The organism is Aliiroseovarius crassostreae, assembly GCF_049803815.1.
Classification (GTDB): Bacteria; Pseudomonadota; Alphaproteobacteria; order Rhodobacterales; family Rhodobacteraceae; genus Aliiroseovarius; species Aliiroseovarius crassostreae_A.
Genome location: NZ_JBNAGI010000003.1, coordinates 251,091 through 275,446, shown reverse-complemented (window position 1 = coordinate 275,446; position 24,356 = coordinate 251,091). Strand labels below are relative to the sequence as shown.

The window sequence follows — 24,356 nt, the reverse complement described above, 5'->3', positions numbered from 1 at the left end:
CATGGTGAACATTGCACGCGCTTCGATCGAAAAGCCGCTTTATACGTGGCTTCTGATCCTGACCATGCTGCTTGGTGGGGTCTACGGGTTCTTTAACCTTGGCCGGCTGGAAGACCCGGCCTTTACCATCAAACAGGCCGTGGTCTTTACGCAATACCCCGGTGCCACCGCCGAACAGGTGGCGACGGAAGTCTCTGAACCGCTGGAAAGCGCCATTCAGAAAATGGAAGAGGTCTACAAGATCACCTCTGACAACCAACCCGGTGTTTCGCGCATTGATGTCGAGATCAAGGACACTTACGGCCCGGACGAGCTCCCGGGGATCTGGACGCGTCTGCGCGCCAAGGTGGAAGACGCCGCCCGCAACCTGCCGCAAGGGGTGCAACCGCCACAGGTCAACGACGGGTTCGGCGATGTGTTTGGCCTGTACTACGCGGTGACCGCGCCCGGATTTTCCGATGCGGAACTGCATGACATCGGCACCTTCCTGCGGCGCGAGCTTCTGGTGGTGGATGGTGTTGCAGACGTGGATGTCTCTGGCCTGCCAGAGGAAGTGATCTATGTCGAACCCGATATGACACTGACCGTCAATCAGGGCATTCCGCCCACCGCGATCAATGCCGCCCTTGTGGATGCGAACTCGGTCGCCTCAGCGGGTGCTATCAGCGGCGCGGATACCCGCACGCGGATCGAAACGCCTGAAGGGTCCGACACCGTGTCGGCCATTGCCGAGTTGAGTGTCGGGGTAAATGGCCAGCTTCTGAACCTGGTCGACTTTGCCACCGTCACCCGGGCGCGCAAGGACAACCCGCGCCAGATCATCCGCTTCAACGGGCAAGACGCCTTCACCATCGCGGTGGCGGGGCTTGAAACCGAAGACATCGTGAAAGTGGGGCACCGGGTGGATCAACGCCTGGCGGAGCTGTCCATGGACATTCCTTACGGCGTCGAACTGCACCCGATCTATCAACAGCATCAGGTGGTGGAACAGGCGTCCAACGACTTCCTGGTCAATCTTGCCATGTCGGTGGGCATCGTGATTGTAGTGCTTGGCCTGTTCATGGGCTGGCGCGCCGCCATCGTGATTGGCACCACGCTGCTTTTGACGGTGGTGGGCACAGTCCTGTTCATGTGGCTTTTCTCGATTGAAATGGAGCGGATTTCCCTGGGCGCGTTGATCATCGCCATGGGGATGTTGGTGGACAACGCGATTGTGGTGGCCGAAGGGATGCAAATCTCCATGCTGCGGGGGCGCAATTCGCGTCAGGCCGCAGATGATGCCGCCAAGAAAACGCAGATCCCGCTGCTGGGGGCAACCGTGATTGGCATCATGGCATTTTCCGGCATTGGCCTGTCCCCGGACAGCACCGGTGAATTCATGTTCTCGCTTTTCGCGGTGATCGGCATTTCGCTGATGCTCAGCTGGATCCTGGCCCTGACCGTCACCCCCTATCTGGGTCATATGCTGTTCAAACATGGCAATGTGGATGCGGCTGACGCCTATTCCGGGGCATTCTTCCGGCTGTACAAATGGTCGCTGGACAAGGCCCTGTCGATGCGTTGGCTGGTGGTCGCGGGTCTGATCGCGGTGACGGTGGTTTGCTATGCGGGCTTTGGCATGGTGAAGCAACAGTTCTTCCCGAACTCAAACACGCCGCTCTTTTTCGTCTATTACCAACTGCCGCAGGGCACATCGATCACCAAAACGTCAGAAGACCTGAAGGTGATGGAACGCTGGCTGTTGGAGCAGGAAGAGGTGATCTCGGTGGCGTCTTATGCCGGCGATGGGGCCACCCGTTTCATGTTGACCTATGACGGCGGCAAGGGCAATCCGGGCTACGGTCACATGATCATCCGCACGGACACGATCGACGAGATCCCGGATCTGCGCAAACGGCTGGAGGCCTTTGGCACCCAAAACTTCCCCGAGGGGGAATTTAGGGTTGTGCGTCTGGTGTTTGGTCCGGGGGGCGGAGCACCGATCCAGGTACGCCTGTCGGGCAGCGACCCAGAGGTGCTGCGCATATTGGCAGACCAAACCGCGAAGGTGATGACCGATGCCTCGGACAACCTTTTGAACCTGCGCACCGACTGGCGCGAACAGGAACTGAGCATCGCGCCAATCTACGCCACCAACCGGGCCCAATCGGCAGGTGTAACCCGCGACGCCATTGCGCAGACCCTATTGTTTTCCACCGACGGCACCCGGGCCGGCACCTATCGTGAAAACGAACGCCTGATCCCGATCATCTCGCGCCGTCCGGTCGATGGGGAATATCGTCTGAGCGATCAGTTGGTCTATTCCCCGGTCAGCGGAAGTTATCTGGGACTGGAACAGGTCACGGACGGGTTTGAATACCGGGTGGAAAACACCCAGTTCAACCGCTGGAACCGGGTGCCGACCATTACCGTGGGGGCCGATATTCCGGCCGAACTGACCGCCGCATCCGTGCACAGCGAAATCCGTGCCGCGGTTGAGGCAATGGATCTGCCGCTGGGCTATTCGATGGAATGGGGGGGCGAGTTTGAAAACTCCTCCAAGGCCAATGAAAGCCTGGGCAAACAGCTGCCGCTCAGCCTGTTGATCATGGTGATGATCTCGATCCTCTTGTTTAACGCGGTCCGTCAGCCGATCATCATCTGGCTTCTGGTGCCGATGTCGGTGAACGGGGTTGTCATTGGTTTGCTTGGCACCGGCCTGCCCTTCACCTTCACCGCGCTTCTGGGTCTGCTCAGCCTGTCGGGCATGCTGATCAAGAACGGGATCGTGCTGGTCGAGGAAATCGATCTGGTGCGCGAAGAAGGGGTGCCGCTGCGCAAGGCGATCATCGATGCCTCGGCCTCAAGGGTGCGCCCCGTGGCCCTGGCGGCGGTCACCACAATCCTTGGGATGGCGCCGCTTTTGTCCGATGCGTTCTTCGTGTCGATGTCGATCACCATCATGGGCGGTCTGGCTTTTGCCTCGATCCTCACCTTGGTGGCGGCACCCGTGTTCTATTACATCTTCTTCAAAGGGGATGAGAAACGGGAAAGGGCGGCGGCAGTGGCCCAACCGGCCTGATCCCACCCGCAGGCAGAAAAACCAAACCGGCCCACGAAACTGCGGGCCGGTTTTTTATGTCACCCAAGGCGTTTCCGGCTGTTGCCGTGATCCGCCCATAGCCGAAATCACTCACTCATGCGGTGGATTGCGGCTGGCCTGCATCTCTTGAATGCGCGCGGGCCAGGTGGAGCGGATAAAGCCCAGCACATCGAGGATCTCATCATCACTCAGCACGTCGCCAAACCCCGGCATACCGCTTTTCACACCCGTCACCCCCATCTGTTCCAACATCAGGGCGCCGCCCAGCTTGGTATAATTGAACAGCAAACGGTTGTCGTGGTGCCAGGTATGTCCGTTCTCATCATGGGGCGGGGCCTGCATCACCCCATCCTCATCCAGATCGCGCCAATTGGGCTGGCCCTCCAGATTATCCCCGTGGCACGAGGCGCAATTGTCCTGATACAGCCCCTGCCCGCGCACAAGATCACGCCCGTCCAGCTCATGTCCGGCCCAAAGGGGGGCGCTGATCAGCATGGCACAGATAAAACTTGATGTTTTCAACATGGCGGTCACCCTTATTTGATCCCATTTGCGCGTTGGAGTTCGCGGATATAACGGGTGATCATGGCCACCTCACCCCGGCTGATCCCCTCAACCGGGGGCATGCTCCCAAACGGCCAGTGATGCGCCCGGACCCCAACCGCTGCGGCGCGCTGAAACGCCTCATCCGCGTGATGGCTTGGCTCATAGATCTTATGGACAAGCGGCGGGGCCACCCCGTCCTGACCGGCGGCATTTGCACCATGGCAGGAGGCACAGGCCGTATCGAAGATCTTTTTGCCAATCTGGGCCGTATCGGTCAGCTCGGGCAGGACCAGATCAGGCACAATGGATTTTTGGGCCTGTCCCGCGATCTGGTCGGAAGGGGCAGAGGTTTCCCCCTGCACACCAACCCAGAACGCAAATGCCGCAAGGCCAGCCAACCCTGTGCCCGCCAGAAGGATATATGATGGTTTCATCTGTTCAGTCTCATATTGTGAAAAGGGATTGCCCCGCAGGGCAGACGTTCCGTTTCACAACACAGAGGGTGGTCGCTCTGGCAGGTCGGGGTTGGACCCCAGCAAAAGCCGCGCTCCGCGACGATCAAACTGGCCCATAAGAAGTGGGTTCATCACCACAAAATCAGGCTTTGTCATCACCACTTGCAGACATACCGGCCCACAATCCGTCCCGCAGCCCTCATCCGCAACATCCTCATGCACGGTCTCATGACCAGAGGCATCCTGCATCAGTTCGGCGCAATGCGACCCGTCACAGTCAAATGCCATCCCGGCCACGGACGACCCAACTGACAGGGTCAGCATCAACAGGCAGGCAAGCGCCAACAGGGTGGATCGAATGGCAGTCATGCCGGGAAATGTAAGGGGGGACCCGACCAACAGCAAGCCCTGGCGTATCGACCTGATCCTGCTGCGGGGGTGAGGCTGGAGCGGGTAGCGGGAATCGAACCCGCACCTTAAGCTTGGAAGGCTCTTATGATACCATTTCACCATACCCGCTCAGTGAATTCGGTGCATAATTCAGGTGATATCGAGCGTCAAGACCTACATTGGGGACAGCTTGGTCAAAGGCATTGTTTTTGACATCATTCTTCGCATCACCAGTTTTCTTCGCATAGACACAGTAGACGTCCACAGGCGCCCCGGGCACGGCGTCATCGGTAGGCAGGCCCTGATCCACGGGCCTGCACGTCCACACAGCCACATCATGCGAGATCCGTATGCGCACTTAGGCCCTGCATCGCGGAATACGGATGCGGGGACAGACCCCCACCATGTTCATCAGGCGTACTCCCCCCCGCCGGCCAACGTCAATTTACCTTTGGTTTGAGACGCCTGGTTTGAGACGCCGATTAAGAGAACGGCATAAAAATGTGATCCGTATTTCCCAGGCTCACGTAATAAGGCTATGTTGACACAGACCTTAGATAAGCCGAGCAGCGCCAAAAGCGTATACGTGATGTCTCGCCACGAAAGAGAGCCTGTGTCGCAAAGCAAAACTGACTATTCCCAACAGACCAAATGGATGCTGTCCGTGCGCGACAATCGTGATCGCATCGCCTTTGCCGCTCTGTTCGACCATTTCGCGCCACGTCTGAAAGGGTTCATCATCCGATCTGGTGCCTCGGCCCATCAAGCTGAAGAAATTGTTCAGGATGTGATGCTGACCATTTGGCGCAAAGCCGCGATGTTTGATCCACACCGTGCGCAGGTGTCTGCCTGGATCTACCAAATCGCGCGCAATCGCCAGATCGACATTACGCGCAAAGAAAACCGGCCCGTGCCGGAACAGTTGAAAGAAGAACCGGGCATGGAACCCGATGCCAGCCAGATATTTGGTCTTGAGCAAGAAACGGGACAGTTGAAACACGCCCTCGCCAATCTCAAACCAGAGCAGCGCGAGATCATCGAGAAGGCCTATTTGGGTGAACTGACGCATCAAGAAATCAGTGACCAGACCGGCCTTCCACTGGGAACCATAAAATCGCGTATCCGGCTGGGGCTGGAACGCCTGAGACACGAGTTAAAGGACCTCAAACAATGAGTGTCATAAACCATCATGTCCCCGACGCCATGTTGGCAGCCTATGCAGCAGGCACCCTGCCTTATGCCTTTGCTGTGGCCGTGGCCAGCCATGTGTCGCTCTGTGTGACATGCCGCGCCGCGCTTGAAGCGCATCAGGCGGTCGGTGGGGCCGTATTGGAGGACATCAAAGCGGTGGCCGTGTCGCCGTCGCTGAAAGAGACCATTCTTGCCCAATTGGATGACCCCTTTACGCCGGATCCTGTCTATGACCGGAACGGGATCTATCCGGGTCCGGTGATGGAGATCATGAAAGGCCGTGCGCCCAAATGGAAGAAACTGGGTATGGGGGTGCGGCAAGACATCCTGTCCGCAGATGCCCATGGGTCGGTTCGGCTGCTTTATATCCCGCCCGGACAGGCCGTGCCGGACCACAGCCACAACGGCCTGGAAATGACGCTTGTCCTGCAAGGCAGCTTCAGTGATGAAACCGGCCGCTTTGGCGTGGGCGATATCGAAATCGCCGATGAAACACTGGAGCATACGCCCATTGCGGATCCAGGAGAAGCCTGTATATGCCTTGCCGCAACCGACGCGCGATTGCGGTTCAACGCGCTGATGCCAAGGCTTTTACAGCCTCTGTTCCGGATCTGATATCCCTTACATTTCACCCTTGAATAAACCATCGGATTTCCGGTGGTTTATTTTTTGTTTTCATACACTTAGTTCACGAATTCGTGAACATGTCATCCAAAGAAAGCGCCGGTCCGTAACCTTTATACCAACATGAAATCAAACTGTGCGACAGCCGCTCGCCGACAAGGAGTACTGATAATGAAATCGAAGTTCAAAACCGCCATCGCCGCCGCCGCACTGAGCGTGACCGCCGTCGCTGCTCATGCTGACACCATTGTGGATATTGCTGCTGGCGATGATCGCTTTTCTACCCTCGTGGCAGCGGTGACCGCAGCCGGTCTTGCCGATACGTTGTCGGGCCCGGGCCCCTTCACCGTTTATGCGCCCGTGAACGATGCCTTTGCTGCTTTGCCGGAGGGAACGGTCGAAACCCTTCTGAAACCCGAGAACAAAGAGCAGCTGACCAATGTTCTGCTTTACCATGTGGATGACCGGATGCTGACCGCAGATATGATCCCCGCTGGTTCGAACTATTTCAAGCCGATCCTGGCGAGTGAACGCCTGTGCATCACCGCAGGGTCTGACGGGGTGATGATCGCAGATGGCACCGGCGAGATGGCCAATGTGATTATCGCGGATATCAAGGCCGACAATGGTGTGATCCACGTGGTCGACAAGGTGCTGTTGCCTGGCACACGCCCGGCCTGCCACTAAAGCGTTTCGGGTTCCCCCGCGCTCCGGCCCCCGGGTCGGAGCGCAAAAAAACCGGTGCCTTCTTTGAAGTGCGCCGGTTTTTTGTTCGCGATGGTGATGTGCGGTGTTGAGCCGCGGTGGAGAGGCAGTGGTGGGTAGAGGGTGCGCTGGGCGGCAGCTTTACAAAGTCACTTGCCGCGATAGACGAGAATATCGGGCAGGTATTCCAAACAGCGCATAGCCCAGGAAAACGGCGCCGGGAAATCCGTGCGAAAGCGGCGTTTTGACATGGCCGACAGCACACGTTCGGCCGCGTCTTCGGGCGACATCAGCATCGGCATGCGAAAGCTGTTTTTCTCGGTCAGGCGGGTTTTGATAAAGCCAGGATTGACCACACGCACGATCACCCCTGTTCCTTTCAGATCAAAGCGCATGGACTCGGCCAGGCTGACCAGCGCAGCTTTGCTGGCACTGTATCCGATGGCCGCAGGCAGGCCGCGATAGCCCGCCAAAGATCCAACCAACGTGATGTCGCCCTGACCTTTTTTCACAAAGCCCGGCACCACTTCTCCCAACACGCGCAGCGCCCCGGTGAAATTGACGTCGCTCATTCTGAGCGCGGCCTCACTGTTCCAGTCCGTGGCGCGCATGGGGTCGTATGCGCCTGCATTGTAGACCACGCCATCCAGTGGGCCGACAGATGCCGCGGCGTTCCGAACGGCCTGCATGTCTGTGACATCCAGCGGTACAACCCGCGCATCTTGCAACTCGCTGCGCAGCTCTTCCAAACGATCTGCACTGCGCGCAGACAAGATCACGCGCGCACCTTCCTCATCAAGTCGTTTCGCCAGGGCGCGCCCCAGGCCTTCGCTGGCCCCGATCAGCCAATAGGTTTTTCCGGAAAACTGGGTCATTCTTTTGCACCACGCAGATCATAGCCGTCACTGACGAGTTCTTCGGGGGGGCGTTGTTTTTTCAAGAATGGCGCGCGTTTGAAGTATAGGATCGCGGCCTGCCAATGGATCAATGCCACCACCCGTGCAGCCCCTAAAGGTCGACGGATCGCAGCCCAGGCCAAAGACCCGCTGGTTGCAGGTCGGCGTTTGCCGGCCAGGGTTGCCAACACTCCGTGGTCTGCGTTCTTGAACGAAATGCGGATATCGATCCTGTCCTCGGTCATACCGAAATTGAATTCGTAGTGACCGGCGATCTTCTGGAACGGCGAAACATGCATAAGCTTCTCGGCAACCAACGTGTCCCGCTTGCGGATCGGCGCGAACCCTTGGCGCGCGCAGAAATAGCAGTGGCGCTGCCCAAAGGTGCTGTTGACCTCGGCCACGAAGGCGCGCGGCGTCCCGTCCACAAGGGCGATCCAGAAGCTGACCGGGTTGAAATGAAACCAAAGAAAGCTGGGCTGGGTGAGCAACAGAAGCTGAGCATTGTCTGCCGCGAATCCTCGCTCTTCAAGGATCGACCGGAACCACGCCACGCCACGCCCCTCATCGCGCTTTCCCCCATGACGGTGATCCCACAGCGACCACAGGTTAAATCGATTGCGAGAGATCAGGCGCGGGGACGCCGGGCCAAGATCGGTCAGCACGTAATCCACCCCATAGGTGAACGCGTTTTTCAGCGCGCCACGGCGCGCATGGTGGGTTTGGGCCTGAATATGTTCCAACATCATATGTTTTCTACGCACGCGATGGATGTTTGGATCACTGTAGGTGAAAGTTTTTCAAAACAAAAATGATCCGGGTGCCAAGGCCTTACGTATAATTGACATACTACCCCTGAGGCGAGGACAGCATGTACGATCAATCTCACGGCCCCCGCAAACGGATCGCCATTGTTGGTGGCGGCATTTCGGGCCTTTCTGCCGCATATTATTTATCCCCATTCCACGACATCACATTGTTCGAAGCTGCCCCGCGATTGGGTGGGCACGCGCGCACCGTCACGGCCGGGAAAAATGGGGACCAGCCGGTCGATACCGGGTTTATCGTTTTCAACTACGTCACCTACCCCTACCTGACGCGGCTCTTTCGTGATCTCAACGTGCCGGTGATCAAAAGCGAAATGAGCTTTGGGGCAAGTATCGATGACGGTCGGTTGGAATATGGTCTGAACACGCTGCGCGCAATCACGGCGCAGAAGGAAAACCTGTTGCGCCCGCAATTCCTGAAGATGATCGCCGACATCGTGCGGTTTGGAAAACGCGCTGAGGCCGCCGCCCAAGATGACGAAAAAACCATTGGAGAGCTGGTGGACGACCTTCGGTTGGGGGGCTGGTTTCGCAACAATTATCTGATGCCAATGTGTGGCGCGATCTGGTCGACACCGGTTTCCGAGGTCGATCAGTTTCCGGCGAAATCCCTGGTGCAATTTTTTCGCAACCACGCGCTGCTGGCTGGTCACGGCGAACATCAGTGGTGGACCGTCAAAGGTGGCAGCATCGAATATGTGCGCAGGTTGGAGGCCGCTTTGGTGGCGCGAGGCTGTGACCTTCGCAAGGGGGTGCCGGTTCAGCAGGTGCAGCGCGACGCGTTGGGTGTTCACCTTCATACCGATGAAGAGGAGCCTGCCACCTTTGATGAGTTGATCCTGGCCTGTCACACGGATCAGGCTCTGAAGATCCTGGGGGACACCGCCACCGAGGCCGAAGCCAAGGCGCTTGGAAGCATCCGCTATCAGCCAAACACAGCCGTTCTGCATTGCGACACCGGACAGATGCCAAAGCGCAAAGCGTGCTGGTCAAGCTGGTCTTATCGGTCGCAAGACGGTGATATCGGCGTCACCTATTGGATGAACAAGCTGCAGGGCATTCCCGAAAATGACCCGCTATTCGTCACGTTGAACCCATCCAAACCCATTCCGAAACACGCGATTTACGACGAGGTGCAGTTTCATCACCCGGTATTCGACCAGGCGGCCCTGACCGCCCAGCAGGATATCCGCAAGATGCAAGGGCAAAACAACACCTGGTTTGCCGGCGCCTGGAACCGCCACGGATTTCATGAAGACGGCATCGCCAGCGCCATGCGCCTCGTGCGCGCACTGACCAACTCTCACCACATCAAAGGCCAAACCGAAGGACCAGACCATGCGTTTCACGAACAAAGCCCTGAAGTCGAACTTCCTGTCGACCTGCGAGCGTCTGCGTGAGGGTCAGCTGACGCTGCGCACACCCGAGGGCGAACGGTATCAGTTTGGCACCTCAGGCCCTGAGGCAGAAATGGTTATTCGCGATTGGGCGGCTGTTTCGGCCATGGCTGCACATGGGCAGGTTGGGCTGGGGGAAACCTATGTTCAGGGCATGTGGGACACGCCTTCGGTCGAAGGATTGATGGCCCTGGCGATGACCAATCGCGACCATCTTGGCGCTTATGATCAGGCAAGCCCGTTTCACAAGGCCAAGTTCCGCTTGGTCGATACGGTAATGCGCGCCAATTCGCGCCGCGGATCGCGCAAAAACATTCGCTCTCACTATGATGTTGGCAACGAGTTCTATGCGCTTTGGCTGGATGACGGCATGACCTATTCCTCGGGACTGTTTGACCCGGGCGACACCGATCTGGCACGCGCGCAGGCCCGCAAGAATGATCGGGCGTTATCGCGTCTGGGTCAGGGCGAGCGGGTTCTGGAAATCGGCTGCGGTTGGGGTGGTTTTGCTGAACATGCCAGCGAAGAAGGCCGCCATGTGACCGGCGTGACCATCTCGCGCAATCAACACAGCTATGCGGAGTGCCGCCTTGACGGGCGTGCTGACATCCAGCTGCGCGATTACCGGGACATCGACGGGAAATACGACAACATCGTCTCGATCGAGATGATCGAGGCGGTGGGCGCGCGCTATTGGCCCAGCTATTTCGCCACCCTCAAGCGCAATCTGGCCGATGGCGGGCGGGTTTTGTTGCAGGCAATTACCGTCAAGGACAGTTTCTTTGAAACCTACAGAACATCATCCGACTATATCCGCCAATACGTCTTTCCCGGCGGCATGTTGCTGTCAGATAGCGTGATTAAAGATCAGGCCAACGCGGCGGGGTTTGCGGTGCGTGACAGCTTTGCCTTTGGCCAGGATTACGCCCAAACCTGCCGCATCTGGGCCGAGCGTCTGAGTGCCCAGAAACGCCGGATTACCGAGATGGGGTATAGCGAAGGGTTCTTTCGCAACTGGCAATATTACCTTGAAATCTGCGCGGCGTCTTTTGCGGTGGGTCACACCAATGTCGTTCAGGTGGAGCTGGCCCATGCGTAGGTTCATAACCTGTCTCTGGTTGATTCTGATCCCGGTCAGTGCGCAGGCGAACTCCCTTCAAACCCTGCTCCCTAATGCGGAAGTGCGTGGTGCAGCGACCTTTCGGTTCATCGGCTTTCCGCTCTACAAAGCGCGTCTGTTTACCAAGTCTGGCGCGCCATTGGATTGGAACGCGGATTTTGCGCTGGAACTGCAGTACCAGCGAAACCTCACCCAATATGATCTGGTCGAAGGCACAATGCGCGAGCTTGCGCGGCTTGGGCCTGCATTGCCGGTTCGCGATCAGTTGAATACCTGCTTTAAAAACGTGCGAAAAGGGGATCGGTATCTTGCAGTGTCCAGGGGGCAAAACAGGGTCGCATTCTGGCTGAATGGCACGCCCACCTGCACCCTGTCGCATCCAAAGATCAAAGCCCGTTTCATGGGGATTTTCCTGGGTAACAACACCCGGTCGAAATCCTTTACCCGCAAACTGAAGGGCGAGTGATGTTGTACCCGCGCGTCAGCCTATACGCCTTGATGCTGGCGGCAGCGGGCATCCCGCTTTACATCCACCTGCCGCGCTTTGCGTCGCTGAATTTGGGGATCGGACTGGGCACGGTCGGCACAATCCTTTTGGTGATCCGGTTGGTTGACCTTGTGCAAGATCCGCTGATCGGCTGGGCGATTGACCGTTGGCCGCAGGCGCAAAGCGCGTTTGCCGCCACTTCGGCGATTGGCCTGGCCATTGGATTTCCCATGCTGTTTGCACTGCAGGCCGGACCCAATGCCGTCCCCAAGATCATCGCGATCCTCGTGTTGTTGTTTTCATCCTACAGCCTGGGCATGATCCTTCTTTATGCCCGCAGCGCGACACTTGCCGCATCACCCGCGCCCCGCGATCTGATGACCATGGCAGCCTTTCGCGAAGGGGGGATGCTGAGCGGGGTGGTGCTTGCTTCGATCGTCCCGACCCTGTTCGTCGCAATGGGGGCAAGCGCACAGGGGTATCCGGCTTTTGGGCTGTTTCTTGGCGCACTCGCCGTGATCTGTGCCCTGCTTTCTTTCCCGATCTGGCGGCGACACCCCGTTCCGGGACAACCCATTTCCCTCACCGGCCTCAGCCAATCAGGAGCATTACGCCTTCTTGTTCTGGCCCTGGTCAACAGCCTGCCCGTCGCCATCACGTCCACCCTGTTTCTGTTCTTTGTCGAAGATCGCTTGCAATTGCCGGGCAAAGCCGGTCCTTTGTTGATCCTGTTTTTCCTGAGCGCGGGCCTCAGCCTGCCGATATGGACCTGGACCAGCCGTCGGGTGGGGTCGAAACTTACACTGCTGATTGCAATGCCGCTGGCCATTCTTGGCTTTGTCGGGGCCGCGTTTCTGGCCCCCGGCAATCTGGTTGGTTTCGCGGTTGTTTGCATTGCCTCCGGGGCCGCGCTGGGGGCAGATATGGTGATCTTGCCCGCCATGTTTTCGCTCGCCCTGAACCGGGCGGGGTTAGAGCCGTCACTTGCTTTTGGCATCTGGTCATTTGCTGGCAAGCTTGGCCTTGCATTGGCCGCGTTTCTTGTTCTGCCGGTCCTGGAACATAGCGGCTTTACGCCCGGCGTGACCAACGACGCCACTGCGCTGACCACGCTAAACATCTCTTACGCCGTCATTCCCTGCATCCTGAAACTCGGCGCTTTGGCTCTTGTCCTCGCGCTTCCGTCCGAAGGTCAAACCACATGAAACTGCTCACCCTTCTTCCCATCCTGCTTCTGTTGGTCGTGATGGCCAAATCCCTGTTTCTGAGCTTTCGCGCCCAAAGCCCGGAAGATTATGCAAGCACAGACCCCGCCTTTGTGATGAAAACACATCTGTCCGGTCCAATCCTGTCCGAGGGGCTGATCTATGGGCCCACCGGCAAGATGACCAACAGCTTCGTCGCCAGGATGGTTGGCGAATGGGACGGCGACACCGGAACGCTGAGCGAGGAATTCACCTATTCCAACGGCAAACAGCAAAGCCGCAAGTGGTTCCTGACACTGGGGGAGGGAAACACCTTTACCGCCACGGCCGATGATATTGTCGGAACGGCGCAGGGTATTGTCTCCGGCGCAACCATCAAGATGGACTACAAGATCGTTCTGCCGGAAGAGGCGGGGGGTCACACCCTCTCGGTGACCGACTGGCTGTATCTGACAGAAAATGGCGTGATCATGAACAAATCCGAAATGCGCAAATTCGGCATCAAGGTGGCAGAGTTGGTGGCCACGATGCGTCCCGATACAGGCGGCCAGCCATAGGTACGCAACACGACGCGCCCGGATTTCAAAACCCGACAAAGAGGACACAGACACATGAAACACCTATTTGCTCTGCTCACCATACTCGCGCTGTCTGCCTGCGCCGGAACCCCTGATCTGGACGACCAGCCTTTGTCCTCGCGGAACTTCAACCTGGAAGAGTTCTTTGACGGAAAATCTGTCGCACATGGTCAGTTTCAAGACCTCTTTGGCAATGTTCAACGCCGCTTTGATGTGCAGATCACCGGCACATGGGATGGCCGCATCCTGCGACTGGTCGAAGATTTCACCTATGATGACGGTGAAACCGAACAACGGATCTGGACACTTCGAAAGACTGGTGAAGACAGTTGGGAAGGCACCGCCCCCGGCGTTCTGGGCGTCGCAACCGGCCGCGAGGTGGGTGATACTTTCAACTGGACCTATCGCATTGATCTGCCGGTGCGAAAAGGAACGATGCGCGTCGACTTCAACGACTGGATGTGGATGCTGACAGACGATCGTGTGTTAAACCGCGCCTATGTCTCGCGGTATGGGGTCCGTATCGGCGAAGCGATTATTGTGTTTGAGAAGAAATAGTTCCCGACGCGCGACACGAGCCATCCTGGCACGGCATTCGCCCGGCAATCAAAGTGATCGGGATATGGGCAGAGCTGACATCGGTGAGGATGTCAGCCCTGACCACCTCACACTAGCGCGCGCAATTGGTTCAGAAGCTCGGTGCTGGGCCTGACGCCTTCTTCCGTTGCCTTGGCCCGTTTCGCAAGCCGCCCGTCCCCCGGCACACGGGCCTCGCCATTGCCTTGGATTTCCTGGCAAATGCGCGTGATATGGGCGTTGAACCCCGCATGACCAAAACGGGCCGGATCGATGGCAATCAGTGTCGCCCCACCTTTGATGTTCAATGCGTCATGGGCCAGGCGGTCGTCATTGTCCACGGATAGGGTGCCGCCTGCCAGCGCCGCGCCCAGCACCTCGACCATAAACGCAATCGCCGCCCCTTTGTGATCGCCAAAGGGCAACATGGAGCGGGTTTCAAGAATCTCATTTGGATCCGTGGTCGGCTGGCCTTTGGTGTCGAGACCCGCAGGGCGCGGCAGGTCATGCCCTTCGGCGGCGGCCATCTTGATATCCATCAGCGCCACCTGTGATGAGGCCTGATCCCAGACAATCGGGTCGCCCCCGTCGCGTGGGCAGGCGAAGGACATCGGGTTGGTGCCAAAGACCGGGCGCTGCCCGCCATGCGGCACCACCAGCGACAGGGAATTGACCACGCCCAGCGCGATCAAACCCGCCTGCGCCAGCGGTTCGGTGTCAAAGCGCAGCGCGGCCAGATGGTGACAATTGGAGCAACTGAACGCCGCAATCCCATTGTCCCGCGCCGCCGCGATCAGATCCTCCCGCGCAATCTCTGCCGCGATCTGGAAATAGCCATTGTCCCCATCGCCGCGCAACACACCCGCAGCCTGACGGGTGATCGTGGGATTGGCGGTCGGATTGGCATAACCTGACGAGAAGCTTTGCAGATACACTGGCAACATGCGCAAGCCGTGGCTGCGCGGCCCGTCCCGCTCTGACAAGGTCACGAGATTGGCCAGCACGTCGCTGCCGCGTTCATCCATGCCACCGGACAGAAGGACCGATTTCGCAAGGCTGCGCACCTCATCCAGTGTGATCCGAGTGGTTTCCATATCGCTCATGTCGCGCCGCTCCTGTCTGCTGTTCAGATCATGTTGTAAGGGAAGTGCGTTGAAACGCCACCCCTTCAGACGGGGTATTCCAGACGTTTCTTTGCCACGAACTCATCCAATGCGCCACGTTGATCATCGGGCATGGGGGGCGCCACGTAATGCTCCAACATCCGCTTGGCCTCTTCCAACCCGACATCCGCAGCGGTTTTTGCGCCTTCCGCTTCCCATTGTTCAAAACTGTCATTGTTTTGCAGCGGATTCATATGCATCGGATTTTCGCGGGTATGATCCGTGCCGAGGAAATGCCCGCCCGGTCCAATCTCTGCGATATCCCCCAAAATGGCCCCAAGGTTTTCCTCTTGCAGGCCCGAGAAGAAGCGGTGGAAGTTTTCCAGCTGCCGCGCATCCTGCACCCATTTTGCATAGCTGACCCCCAACGCCCCTTCCAGAAAACCCGCCGAATGCACGATGTAATTGGCACCGCCCAGAAGAACGGGCCACATCGAGTTGGCGGTGTCAAAGGCGGCCTGCATGTCCGGGGTTTTGGACCCGGTCCACATGGTGCAGGTGCGCCACGGCACCTTGTAAAACCGCGCCATCTGACCGACCAGAAGGTTCATCAACCCGGGTTCAGGCGACCCCATCATCGGCGCGCCGGTCTTCATCGACACACCCATGATCGCAACCCCCAGCACCATCGGTGCGCCACGGCGAATGATCTGGCTATAGGCCATGCCGGCCAGGCTTTCGGCAATCAACAGTGCCACACCACCCTGCGGGCTGGCAGGTGTTGAAGCCCCGGCCAGAACGAAGGGGGACAGAAGGCAGGGCTGGTTTGCCGCCGCGTAGACCCGCAAGCTTTCCAACATGGTTTCATCCCACACCAGCGGCGTATTGCAATTGAGAAGCGCGGCCATGACCACATTGTTGTCGAAAAATTCCTCGCCAAACACGATGCGTGCCATATCAACACTGTCACGCGCCGCCTGTTCCGACAGGACAGAGCCCTTGATCGGCTTGTCGGTCAGCGTCAGCGCCGCATGGACCAGTTCCAGATGCCGGTGCGGCACGGGCACATCCTGCGGTTCCACCGGCAGGATACCCGGCACCATCATCGATTGGCTCATCTGGCTGAGCTTGAAGAAATTCTGCGCGTCTTCCAGCATCGATGGACGACGTTTGCCCTCTAGGTCATAGACAAAAGGCGCGCCATAGGCGTTGGCAAAAACGGAATGCCGGTTGCCCACCCGCAAGGACCGATCCGGGTTCCGCGCCGCATAGGCCCATTCCTCGGGCACCGACGAAATCAGATCCATCAACATGTCACGGCCAATGCGCACCCGTTCACCCTGAACATCCGCGCCGTATTTTTTCCAATCAGCCAACGCCACCGGATCGCGAAACTCGATCCCCGTGGTTTCCAGGATTGTCATGGCGGCATTGTGGATTTTCTCGACCCCGTCCGGACCAAGCAGATCAATCGGCCCAATCGCGCGGTTCAGCGTGGGCAGATAGACGGGGGGCGGGTTGGTGCGGGCACTGATCCGGGCAGCGCGACCACCGCCGCGTCCGCTGCGGGCTTTTCTTTCAGCCATGTCACTCTCTCCAATCAAGCACGCGCGCGGGCGCTGGTGGGGTCAACGGCGCAGGTGTCGATCACCTCGGCCTCGCGCATTTCATTGTGCACCAGCACCTGCATCTTTGTGCCTGGCGCGGTCTTGTCCTGTGGCACCAGGGCCATCGCGATATCGTGGTTGCAGTAGTAGGAGAAGCCACCCGATGTGACGCGGCCGATCAGTTTTCCGCCGGAATAGACACCTTCATCAAACATCACCGACGTATCGCAGAACGGCAGTTTCAGGGTGACAAGCACCTGATGATCGCCCGCTTCCCGTTGCGCCAGAAGCGCCGCTTTACCGATGAAATCACGCCCCTCAAGGGCAACAAATCGACCCAGATCCGCCTCGTAAGGTGTCATGTCCTTGCAGATCTCACGGTTGATCGCACGATAGGATTTCTCCAACCGCATGCTTTCCAGCGCCTCAAGCCCAAAAGGTTTCACGCCCGCTTTCAGCAGCAGATTAACGAGGTGACGGTTGTAACCGACCGGGTGGTGGATTTCCCATCCCAGCTCGCCGGTATAGCTGACCCGCAACAGATGTACGCCCTTGGCATAGCCCACCTCACCCATCTGCGCCGACAGCCAGGGGAAGGCTTTGTTAGACAGGTCATTGTCGGTGAGCGGCTGCAGGATCTCGCGCGCTTTCGGTCCGGCCAGCGCAATCACACCCAACTGTTCCGAAATATCCTCCATCACCACCGAACCATCACCCGGCAACAGGCGGCAAAGCTGATCCCAGTTGTAAGCCCGCCAATTGGGGGTCGAGATCAGATAGAAGTCATCTTCCGCGTGTCGCACGATGGTGTATTCCGCATCCATGCCGCCCTTGTCATTCAGCATCAGCGACAGGGTCATGCGGCCCACGTTGGGCAGCTTGTTGGCCATCAGACCATCCAGCCATTTCGCGGCCCCCGGCCCGCGCACGGTGAACTTGGTCATCGGCGACATTTCGATGAAACCGGCCTCTTCACGGGTGCGGCGCACCTCTTCCTGCACCAGTTCCATGTGATCCGTGCGACGGAAGCTATGTTCCGGGATCGCCTCTTCGGGTGAACGGGCAAACCAGCGCGGGAATTCATAGCCGTTGAAACTGGTCCAGACCGCGCCATGGGCCGTCAATAAATCATAGCTGCCCACGGTTTTCATTGGGCGCGCAGCGGGGAAATCTTCACCCGGCACATGGGCGTCCATATGGGTGCCCCAGGTTTCGCGCACCTTGTCCATGGTCCAACGTTTCGACGCGTAATCCGAGAAGCGGCGCGGGTCGAGTTCCGACATATCCATGCCCGGATCGCCGTTCACAATCCACTGCGCCAGACGGTTGCCCACGGTGCCCCCCCACAAGATCCCGCCGGGCATACCCTCGGCCAGCCACAGGTTGTCATGCCCCGGCGCGGGACCGGCCAGCGGCAGCTCATCGGGGGTCATCTGAAAGGGACCACGGGTGTTGGCCTTGATGCCAACCTCACCCAGGGTCGGCACGCGTTCCAGCGCGCGTTCCCATTGGGTTTCCACCGCTTCGAAATCTTCCGGCAGAAGGTCAGCGCCAAAATCAGGCGGCACACGATCTTCGGCGAAGAGTTTGAGATCTTTGGTGAATTCGTAAGGGCCAAACTGAATACCGCCCACATCTTCGCGCAGATACGCCCCGTAATCCTCGTCCCGCAGGATCGGAAACTCCGGCAACCCCTTTGCCTTGCGTTCTTTCAACAAGGGCACGGTTTCGGTGGTCCAATATTGGTGCACAATTGGAATACAAGGCAGATCCAGCCCCACCCGGCGGGCGTTTTCGCGGGCATAGTTGCCGGTGGCAAAGATCAGGTGTTCACAGGTGATTTCGCCCTGATTTGTGACCACCTTCCAATGGCCGTTATCCAGTTTCTCATACGCTTGCGCTTCGGTGTTCTGATAGACCTTGGCCCCAGCATCGCGCGCCAGTTTCGCCATCGCCATGGTGATATCCGCCGGGTTCACATAGCCATCTTCCGTGTGCAGGATCCCGCCGCGAATATCCGGGCTTTGATTGAGCAGCGGATGCACCTCGGCAATCTCTTCCGGCGTCAGCAGCTTGCACGGCACCCCGGCGGCCTCGGCGATCGAGATATAGGACTGAAACTCGTCCCAGCGCTTTTCCGTGTTCGCCACCCGCAATTGGCCCACTTTGCGCAGCCCGACCGACGCCCCCATCTTTTTCTCAACCTCAGTGTAGATGCGGATCGTTTCCATCGTCATCTTCGACACATTATGCGAGCGCACAAACGTCACCAAAAGCCCCGCCGCGTGCCAGGTGGACCCGGATGTCAATGTGGTGCGTTCCAGCATGACCGCATCGGAACACCCATGTTCCGTCAGCCCATAGAGGATCGAGGCCCCGACACAGCCGCCCCCGACAACGACAACTTTGGCATGTGACTTCATGTGGATGTTCCTTTTGCGATGGTGGCGATGGGATGGTGCATCGAACAGAGCCACAGTCTTTGCCCTTCCTCCCCATCCGGCAATTGCAAAAAAATTCACCTTGGATTAGCTGTAGTAATCCATTCCACCTCTTTGCCGCAGGTATTAAGAGACCGTCAAAACCAAGGATCACAAGAATTTGCCCAAACGCCCCTACGGCCTGCCGCCGCTCAATACCCTGGTCAGTTTCGAGGCCGCAGCGCGGAATGTCAGCTTCAAGGCCGCCGCAAAAGAGTTGAACGTCACCCCCGCCGCGATCAGCCATCAGGTGAAGGCGCTGGAACAAGAGCTGCGCTGCCCCCTGTTCAACCGCTTTCATCGCGGGGTCGAGCTGACCGAAAGCGGGGCCTATCTTCTGGTGGCCCTGCAACGCGGCTTTGAAGGGATTGAGGAAGCGGTGGATCAGCTGCGCGCGCAGCGTGGCCGCGCGATGGTCACGATCCGATCTACTACGGCGGTCAGTTCACTTTGGCTGACCCCGCGGCTGGCGCAGTTCTGGAAATCACACGGGCATATCTCGGTGGCGCAGTTAGTCAGCGACCTGGAAATCAGCGGGTCAGATTGTGACATCAGCATTCACTACGGGGACATGACCAAGGAAACCGGCACCTGCCGCGCCCTGTTCCACGATAAGATCATGGCGTTGGGCAGCCCGCAATTTGCTGCCAAACACAAACTGAAAACCGTGAAAGACCTGGTGAAGGTGCCCTTGATACAGCTGGATGCCCCGGAGAACAGTTGGACCGAATGGGAAGATTGGTGCCACGCCCTTGGCTACACGGGCGAGGTCAAACTCGCCCACCGGGTGAACAATTACATCATCGCATTGCAAGCCGCTCGCGACGACATGGGGGCGGTGCTGGGCTGGGAAGGGCTGACGCAAGAGCTTGTGTCTTCCGGCAAACTGGTCAAGCTGATCCCTGACACCGTTTCAACACCACTGGATTTTTATGTAAAACTGCACAACCAATCCTCGGCCCGTGCGGGTTTGGTGTTTCGCTGGCTGACGGAAAAAGAACACCGAGCATCTTAACCATCTGCACAGTGGCTTTGGCCTAATTGTCCGGAAAAGTGGTGCCTCAAGAGGGACTCGAACCCCCGACCTTGTCCTTACGAAGGACCTGCTCTACCAGCTGAGCTATTGAGGCACTTTGGTGCGCGGGTCTTTAACACCGTCCCGCGCCCATGTGTAGTCCAAAAAGCAACGCAAGTTGAAATTTACGCTGTTTCTTTGGGGGGGTGATCCGATGGTGTGGCCACCACTTCGCCGTCCAGCGGCGCATCAGGTGTCACATCTTTCGGCTCATCCTCTGCCTTCGCGACCGCATCCCCCTCAACCGGAGCATCTTCGCCGACGATCAGCGGCATCATGTCAGCCCCGCCGGTCATCTGCCCCTCGGTCTCGGGTGCTTGTGTCCAGGACAGCGTGTCGAACCCATCGCAATTGTCACAGACCGGCGCCCATTGGGCGTGGATGTGTTTGCATTTGTCACAAACCCATTGCGACCCACGCGGGGCGGTCACAGCACGGGCCAGCAGGGCACGCACGGTTTTATCCTCGGCCCCTTCACCGCGTTCAATTGCCGCCAACAGGGTCAACGCCCGTTGCGACGGATCGCTCTCTGGCAGATTGCCCAGCGCCTTACGTGCTGCCACGTAATCTTCGGCGGCAATGTTCAGTTCGGTCACCAGCATCCGGGTTTCCGCATCCCCTTCGCGATGTTTGGTCAGGGTACGGAACCGGTTCAGACGGGCCTGCGGACTTTCCTCCGGCTCGATGGCGGCAAAGGCGGCGGCAAGATCCGGGTGCGGTTGCGCGGTCCAGGCCTTGGTCAGCACACGGGCGGCATAGCGCGGTTTGTCCTGTTCGATATAGGCATGGGCCGCCATGACAGCAGCAGGCACCAGATCGGGTGACAGCTTGTTGGCTTCAATCGCCGCCTCACGTGCTTCGATGCTTTTGCCCTCTTCCAGCACGGCTTTCGCCTCGGACAAGGCCAGCACCGCATCGCGCCGTTTGTGTACATCGCGCGGCAGCCCGCCATATTTCAGCTTGGTGGTCAGGGTCTTGCGCGCGCCCGACCAATCGCCTTCGCTGGCCTGCATCCCCAGCAGGGCGTCTTGCGTGTCCACATGACGCGGCTTCAACGCCAGTGCCTTTTCGGCCAGACGCATCGCGGTGGCCGTGTCCCCTTCGTCGAGCTTTTGCTTCATCAACCCACGCACACCCACAAATTTGGTGCGTTCGTCCGTCAGCAATTTCTTGTAAACCTGCGTGGCCTTAAGCTTGTCCCCCGACATCTCGGCCGCCTGCGCGGTGATCAGATTGGTCAGTTCCGGGCGGCGCAGGTATTTTTCGGCCCGGTTCGCCTTGGCCATGGCGGTCGACCCTTCGCCAGACGCCAGCGCCATCAGACCGTCAGCCAGCGCCTCATACCCTTTCTTTTCACGGGAGCGATCAAAGTAGCGCGATATCGCAGTTTCGTCCCCGTTCAGGAAGCGCACAACCGCGCGCAGGAGCCCCAGAAGCACCACCAGCAACCAGACCGCAACAATCATCATCCCCAGTAGGATCACACCTTGCAGCGGCCCAAGGTTCAGCTCGATGGACCCGACGGCCACACGGATGCCGCCATCCAGCTCCATCAGGGCCCCGGCCCCGAAGGTCAGGCCGGCGATGACTGCGACGAATAGGATAATCTTGAAAAGAGACCAGAGCATCGACCTGTCCTTATTTGCTGTTCACGAGCTGGGCGAGCGCATCACCGGCAGCGAGCGCATCTTTACGGGCGGTGGCGTCGGCGATCCAATCGGCCAGGGCCGGCTGGCCTGCTTCCGGCATCGCAGCAAGCTCTTGCAGGGCGGCCTCCAGGTCACCGGTTTGCAACGCAGCCTCAGACCGCGACAGAACCGCATCGGGGTCTGCGCCTTCTTTGGGCGACAGGGATCGCGTGCCAAGTTGCAGGCGAAGGAAGGCCGAAACCCGATCCATTTCCCCGGCTTCGACCGCCGCACGGATAGAAGCATCAAGTGCAGCGCGGGCTGCATCGGGGAAACTTGCCTGCAATTCGGCCAGCGTGGGCACACCTGTTTCGGCCTGTGACGCCAGCGCGACGGGGGCGTCCACGTCGGCCTGCTGGGTCAGATCAAACAGCGCGTCGCCAAAGGGTTTTCCCGTGTCCAGCGCAGCCAGAACGCGGGCCAAAGCGGCGCGGGCACCGGCGGCCTTGGCGGCCTCGGCGGCGTTCACCTCGAGCGTTTCGGCGTCTTCCTTGGCGGATGAGATTTTGGCCAGTTCGGCATCCAGCATCTCGCGCATCTGCGCCAATTCGCGTTCATAGGCGGCAGCGGCGGCAGCGGCGGCTTCCATGCCGGACCCTTGCGGCAGCTTCTCAACCGTATGAATGCGGTTCTCAAGCTCGCTCAGCTTGCCACTCATCGCTTCAAGCTGGGTGCGCAGCTGGGCAAATTCACCAGAAATTTCACCACGCGCCACGTTCAAACTGTCGTCAGATTGCAGGGCGGCGATGGCTTCGGCCTGCGCCTTGCCCTGTTCCTCGATCGCGGCCAACTGATCCCCTTGGGCGGCCAATTCGGTTGCCAGTGGATCTTCCACCGGGCCGGTCACAAAGGGCCATTGATCAGGGTAGCGTGCAGCGCCAAAGCCGATGGCGGCTGCGATCGCACCGCCCAAAAGCATCGGCACAAATACCCCCCCTCTGGCGGGTTTCACAGCCGGGCTTTGAGCGGGCTTTTGCGCAGCAGCAGCGGGTTTCGGCTCTTGCTTGGGCGCACTCTTGGGCGCGCTGGGCTTTTGGCCCGCCGCGTTGCTTTTCGCATCTTGATCGGGTTTTTCGTCAGGTTTGGTGGCAGACGCTGATTTTGCAGCGGCCGTCTTGCCAGCCGCCGCCGGTTTGGCATCGCCCGGTTTGGCGTCGGATTTCGGCGCAGGTTTGGCATCAGCAGGCTTGCTGGTTTTCGCGTCCTTGGCGCCCTTGGCCTCGGTCGCTTTCACCGCTTTTGCCTTGGCTGTCGACTTGGCTTTCGTACCCGCTGCGGGCTTCGCCCCTCCGGATTTTGCGGGTGTTCCGTCCGCTGGTTTGGCCGGGTCGGCGGATTTGCCGGGCTTGGCCGACGTCTCTTCGACCACCACAGCATCCTCTACAGGCTTGTCAGCCGGTTTTGATGTCGCCTGTTCGGAAGAGCCCTTTGCGGGTTTTCGGGAATTGGCCAATGTCGGAACCTCTCGAATCTCACCTGTAAATTAGGGCAGCAGTTGTGCCGCACCAGCTTAGCTTGGGCCTTGCAGGGTCTCAAGCAAACTTACCCTTTATCTTTATCGACTTGTTGCGGGCCTAGGGATGCGACAATCCTGCCCACCATTTCCACCTGTGTCGGGGTGGCACAAATTTCAACCGGAACTGGACAAGCCCCCGCTGGCAATGCCGCTTCCCAGGCGTGGGCCACGGCAGGGCTCAGCGCCAGGACATGTATGTTTTGCCCCAACATCGTCACCCCTTCTGCAACCAAGCGCGCAGAGCGGGGCGAGAAAAGGGGAAGGATCACAGGGCGTTCCCCGGCAAGCGCGGTCTTAGCGGCATCCGTCAGAGGGCGGGCTTGCTGATCATAGACAATCTTTTCATCACAGCCGTACTGCGCGGCCAGATCTGCACTGATCTCTTTGCCACGCAGATAGATGGCCCGATGATGCATTGCGGGAACTTCATCCATCAAGCGGGCGGCATCCGGGCTGACATGGACTATCTCTGCCCCTTTTTCACGGGCAGCGGCGGCGGTCCGTTCCCCCACACAATAGGCCTCGCACCCAGTCAAGGTCCCGAGGCAGGCATGGGCAGACGTCAGAATAACCGATTTATATGGGGTCAAATCCGGCCAATCACCCACCGGGGTGATCTCAAGCACTGGTGAAACCAGCGCATCGGGCACACATCCGATAACCTCCTCACAAGCCTGCAACACGCGCTGCGCCCCGGCTTCGGGCCGGGTCAGGAGCAGGATTGGCTTGGCGCTGCTATGCTCTGTAAGGGTGGGCTGTTGTTTCATCTGTCTCAGGGTGTTACCTCGGCAGAACATCAATCGCAACT

General features: G+C 58.8%; 22 protein-coding genes and 2 tRNA genes. 11 read left to right on the top strand and 13 right to left on the bottom strand.

Annotated elements, in window-relative coordinates; all coding sequences use genetic code 11:
* The first annotated feature begins 4 nt into the window (after nucleotides 1–4).
* Nucleotides 5–3,061, top strand: coding sequence for an efflux RND transporter permease subunit (locus tag ACP15V_RS10615; protein ID WP_424943857.1), 3,057 nt, complete (start codon nucleotides 5–7; stop codon nucleotides 3,059–3,061).
* Nucleotides 3,062–3,172: 111 nt separating this feature from the next.
* Here ACP15V_RS10615 and ACP15V_RS10610 read toward each other — a convergent pair whose 3' ends face one another.
* The 4 genes from ACP15V_RS10610 to ACP15V_RS10595 all read right to left on the bottom strand — a co-directional run bounded on the left by ACP15V_RS10610 (nucleotide 3,173) and on the right by ACP15V_RS10595 (nucleotide 4,602).
* Nucleotides 3,173–3,607 carry a c-type cytochrome gene (locus tag ACP15V_RS10610; protein ID WP_424943654.1) on the bottom strand — a complete coding sequence of 145 codons (435 nt, stop codon included), beginning with the start codon at nucleotides 3,605–3,607 and terminating at the stop codon, nucleotides 3,173–3,175.
* 11 nt (nucleotides 3,608–3,618) lie between these two features.
* Nucleotides 3,619–4,062, bottom strand: coding sequence for a c-type cytochrome (locus tag ACP15V_RS10605; protein ID WP_424943653.1), 444 nt, complete (start codon nucleotides 4,060–4,062; stop codon nucleotides 3,619–3,621).
* Between the two features lie 54 nt (nucleotides 4,063–4,116).
* Nucleotides 4,117–4,452, bottom strand: a complete 336-nt coding sequence (locus tag ACP15V_RS10600; protein ID WP_424943652.1) for a hypothetical protein — start codon at nucleotides 4,450–4,452, stop codon at nucleotides 4,117–4,119.
* A gap of 76 nt (nucleotides 4,453–4,528) precedes the next feature.
* Nucleotides 4,529–4,602 (bottom strand) — tRNA-Gly (locus tag ACP15V_RS10595).
* A gap of 409 nt (nucleotides 4,603–5,011) precedes the next feature.
* Here ACP15V_RS10595 and ACP15V_RS10590 point away from each other — a divergent pair.
* The 3 genes from ACP15V_RS10590 to ACP15V_RS10580 all read left to right on the top strand — a co-directional run bounded on the left by ACP15V_RS10590 (nucleotide 5,012) and on the right by ACP15V_RS10580 (nucleotide 6,975).
* Entirely contained in the window at nucleotides 5,012–5,647 is a 636-nt protein-coding gene (locus ACP15V_RS10590; protein ID WP_424943651.1) for a sigma-70 family RNA polymerase sigma factor, read from the top strand.
* Nucleotides 5,644–6,279, top strand: coding sequence for a ChrR family anti-sigma-E factor (locus ACP15V_RS10585; protein WP_424943650.1), 636 nt, complete (start codon nucleotides 5,644–5,646; stop codon nucleotides 6,277–6,279). Before ACP15V_RS10590 ends, ACP15V_RS10585 begins: the two co-directional genes overlap by 4 nt.
* 180 nt (nucleotides 6,280–6,459) lie before the next feature.
* Nucleotides 6,460–6,975, top strand: a complete 516-nt coding sequence (locus tag ACP15V_RS10580; protein WP_424943649.1) for a fasciclin domain-containing protein — start codon at nucleotides 6,460–6,462, stop codon at nucleotides 6,973–6,975.
* Nucleotides 6,976–7,142: 167 nt separating this feature from the next.
* On the opposite strand, the gene ACP15V_RS10575 is transcribed toward ACP15V_RS10580, so the two are convergent.
* The gene (locus ACP15V_RS10575; protein ID WP_424943648.1) at nucleotides 7,143–7,868 is read right to left on the bottom strand and encodes an SDR family NAD(P)-dependent oxidoreductase; all 726 of its coding nucleotides are present in this window, start codon (nucleotides 7,866–7,868) and stop codon (nucleotides 7,143–7,145) included.
* On the bottom strand, nucleotides 7,865–8,653 hold the full coding sequence (locus tag ACP15V_RS10570) for a DUF1365 domain-containing protein (RefSeq protein ID WP_424943647.1): 789 nt from the start codon (nucleotides 8,651–8,653) through the stop codon (nucleotides 7,865–7,867). Before ACP15V_RS10570 ends, ACP15V_RS10575 begins: the two co-directional genes overlap by 4 nt.
* Before the next feature lie 107 nt (nucleotides 8,654–8,760).
* On the opposite strand from ACP15V_RS10570, the gene ACP15V_RS10565 reads away from it, so the two are divergent.
* Genes ACP15V_RS10565 through ACP15V_RS10540 form a run of 6 tightly spaced genes read left to right on the top strand, consistent with a single transcriptional unit; the run spans nucleotide 8,761 to nucleotide 14,061 of the window.
* Complete coding sequence (locus ACP15V_RS10565) at nucleotides 8,761–10,116, top strand: NAD(P)/FAD-dependent oxidoreductase (protein WP_424943646.1); 1,356 nt, start codon at nucleotides 8,761–8,763, stop codon at nucleotides 10,114–10,116.
* Nucleotides 10,055–11,212, top strand: coding sequence for a class I SAM-dependent methyltransferase (locus tag ACP15V_RS10560; RefSeq protein WP_424943645.1), 1,158 nt, complete (start codon nucleotides 10,055–10,057; stop codon nucleotides 11,210–11,212). Before ACP15V_RS10565 ends, ACP15V_RS10560 begins: the two co-directional genes overlap by 62 nt.
* Nucleotides 11,205–11,699: a hypothetical protein gene (locus ACP15V_RS10555; protein WP_424943644.1), complete on the top strand. Its 495-nt coding sequence runs from the start codon at nucleotides 11,205–11,207 to the stop codon at nucleotides 11,697–11,699. The genes ACP15V_RS10560 and ACP15V_RS10555 overlap by 8 nt, the downstream gene beginning before the upstream one ends.
* Complete coding sequence (locus ACP15V_RS10550; protein WP_424943643.1) at nucleotides 11,699–12,925, top strand: MFS transporter; 1,227 nt, start codon at nucleotides 11,699–11,701, stop codon at nucleotides 12,923–12,925. Before ACP15V_RS10555 ends, ACP15V_RS10550 begins: the two co-directional genes overlap by 1 nt.
* Nucleotides 12,922–13,482 carry a DUF3833 domain-containing protein gene (locus ACP15V_RS10545; protein ID WP_424943642.1) on the top strand — a complete coding sequence of 187 codons (561 nt, stop codon included), beginning with the start codon at nucleotides 12,922–12,924 and terminating at the stop codon, nucleotides 13,480–13,482. Before ACP15V_RS10550 ends, ACP15V_RS10545 begins: the two co-directional genes overlap by 4 nt.
* Nucleotides 13,483–13,536: 54 nt before the next feature.
* Entirely contained in the window at nucleotides 13,537–14,061 is a 525-nt protein-coding gene (locus ACP15V_RS10540; RefSeq protein ID WP_424943641.1) for a DUF3833 domain-containing protein, read from the top strand.
* Between the two features lie 107 nt (nucleotides 14,062–14,168).
* Here the strand turns inward: ACP15V_RS10540 and ACP15V_RS10535 are convergent, their stop codons facing one another.
* The 3 genes from ACP15V_RS10535 to ACP15V_RS10525 form a co-directional block, all read right to left on the bottom strand.
* Complete coding sequence (locus tag ACP15V_RS10535) at nucleotides 14,169–15,182, bottom strand: Ldh family oxidoreductase (protein WP_424943640.1); 1,014 nt, start codon at nucleotides 15,180–15,182, stop codon at nucleotides 14,169–14,171.
* A gap of 65 nt (nucleotides 15,183–15,247) precedes the next feature.
* On the bottom strand, nucleotides 15,248–16,768 hold the full coding sequence (locus ACP15V_RS10530) for a trimethylamine methyltransferase family protein (RefSeq protein ID WP_424943639.1): 1,521 nt from the start codon (nucleotides 16,766–16,768) through the stop codon (nucleotides 15,248–15,250).
* A gap of 14 nt (nucleotides 16,769–16,782) precedes the next feature.
* Nucleotides 16,783–19,212, bottom strand: coding sequence for a GcvT family protein (locus ACP15V_RS10525; RefSeq protein WP_424943638.1), 2,430 nt, complete (start codon nucleotides 19,210–19,212; stop codon nucleotides 16,783–16,785).
* Nucleotides 19,213–19,390: 178 nt separating this feature from the next.
* On the opposite strand from ACP15V_RS10525, the gene ACP15V_RS10520 reads away from it, so the two are divergent.
* Nucleotides 19,391–20,284 carry a LysR family transcriptional regulator gene (locus ACP15V_RS10520; RefSeq protein ID WP_424943637.1) on the top strand — a complete coding sequence of 298 codons (894 nt, stop codon included), beginning with the start codon at nucleotides 19,391–19,393 and terminating at the stop codon, nucleotides 20,282–20,284.
* Nucleotides 20,285–20,323: 39 nt separating this feature from the next.
* On the opposite strand, the gene ACP15V_RS10515 is transcribed toward ACP15V_RS10520, so the two are convergent.
* From ACP15V_RS10515 to ACP15V_RS10500, 4 genes are all read right to left on the bottom strand, one after another.
* Nucleotides 20,324–20,399: transfer RNA gene (locus tag ACP15V_RS10515), tRNA-Thr, on the bottom strand.
* A gap of 70 nt (nucleotides 20,400–20,469) precedes the next feature.
* Nucleotides 20,470–21,972: a heme biosynthesis protein HemY gene (locus tag ACP15V_RS10510; protein WP_424943636.1), complete on the bottom strand. Its 1,503-nt coding sequence runs from the start codon at nucleotides 21,970–21,972 to the stop codon at nucleotides 20,470–20,472.
* A gap of 10 nt (nucleotides 21,973–21,982) precedes the next feature.
* Complete coding sequence (locus tag ACP15V_RS10505; protein ID WP_424943635.1) at nucleotides 21,983–23,401, bottom strand: COG4223 family protein; 1,419 nt, start codon at nucleotides 23,399–23,401, stop codon at nucleotides 21,983–21,985.
* Between the two features lie 173 nt (nucleotides 23,402–23,574).
* The gene (locus ACP15V_RS10500) at nucleotides 23,575–24,315 is read right to left on the bottom strand and encodes a uroporphyrinogen-III synthase (protein ID WP_424943634.1); all 741 of its coding nucleotides are present in this window, start codon (nucleotides 24,313–24,315) and stop codon (nucleotides 23,575–23,577) included.
* Between the last annotated feature and the right edge of the window lie 41 nt (nucleotides 24,316–24,356).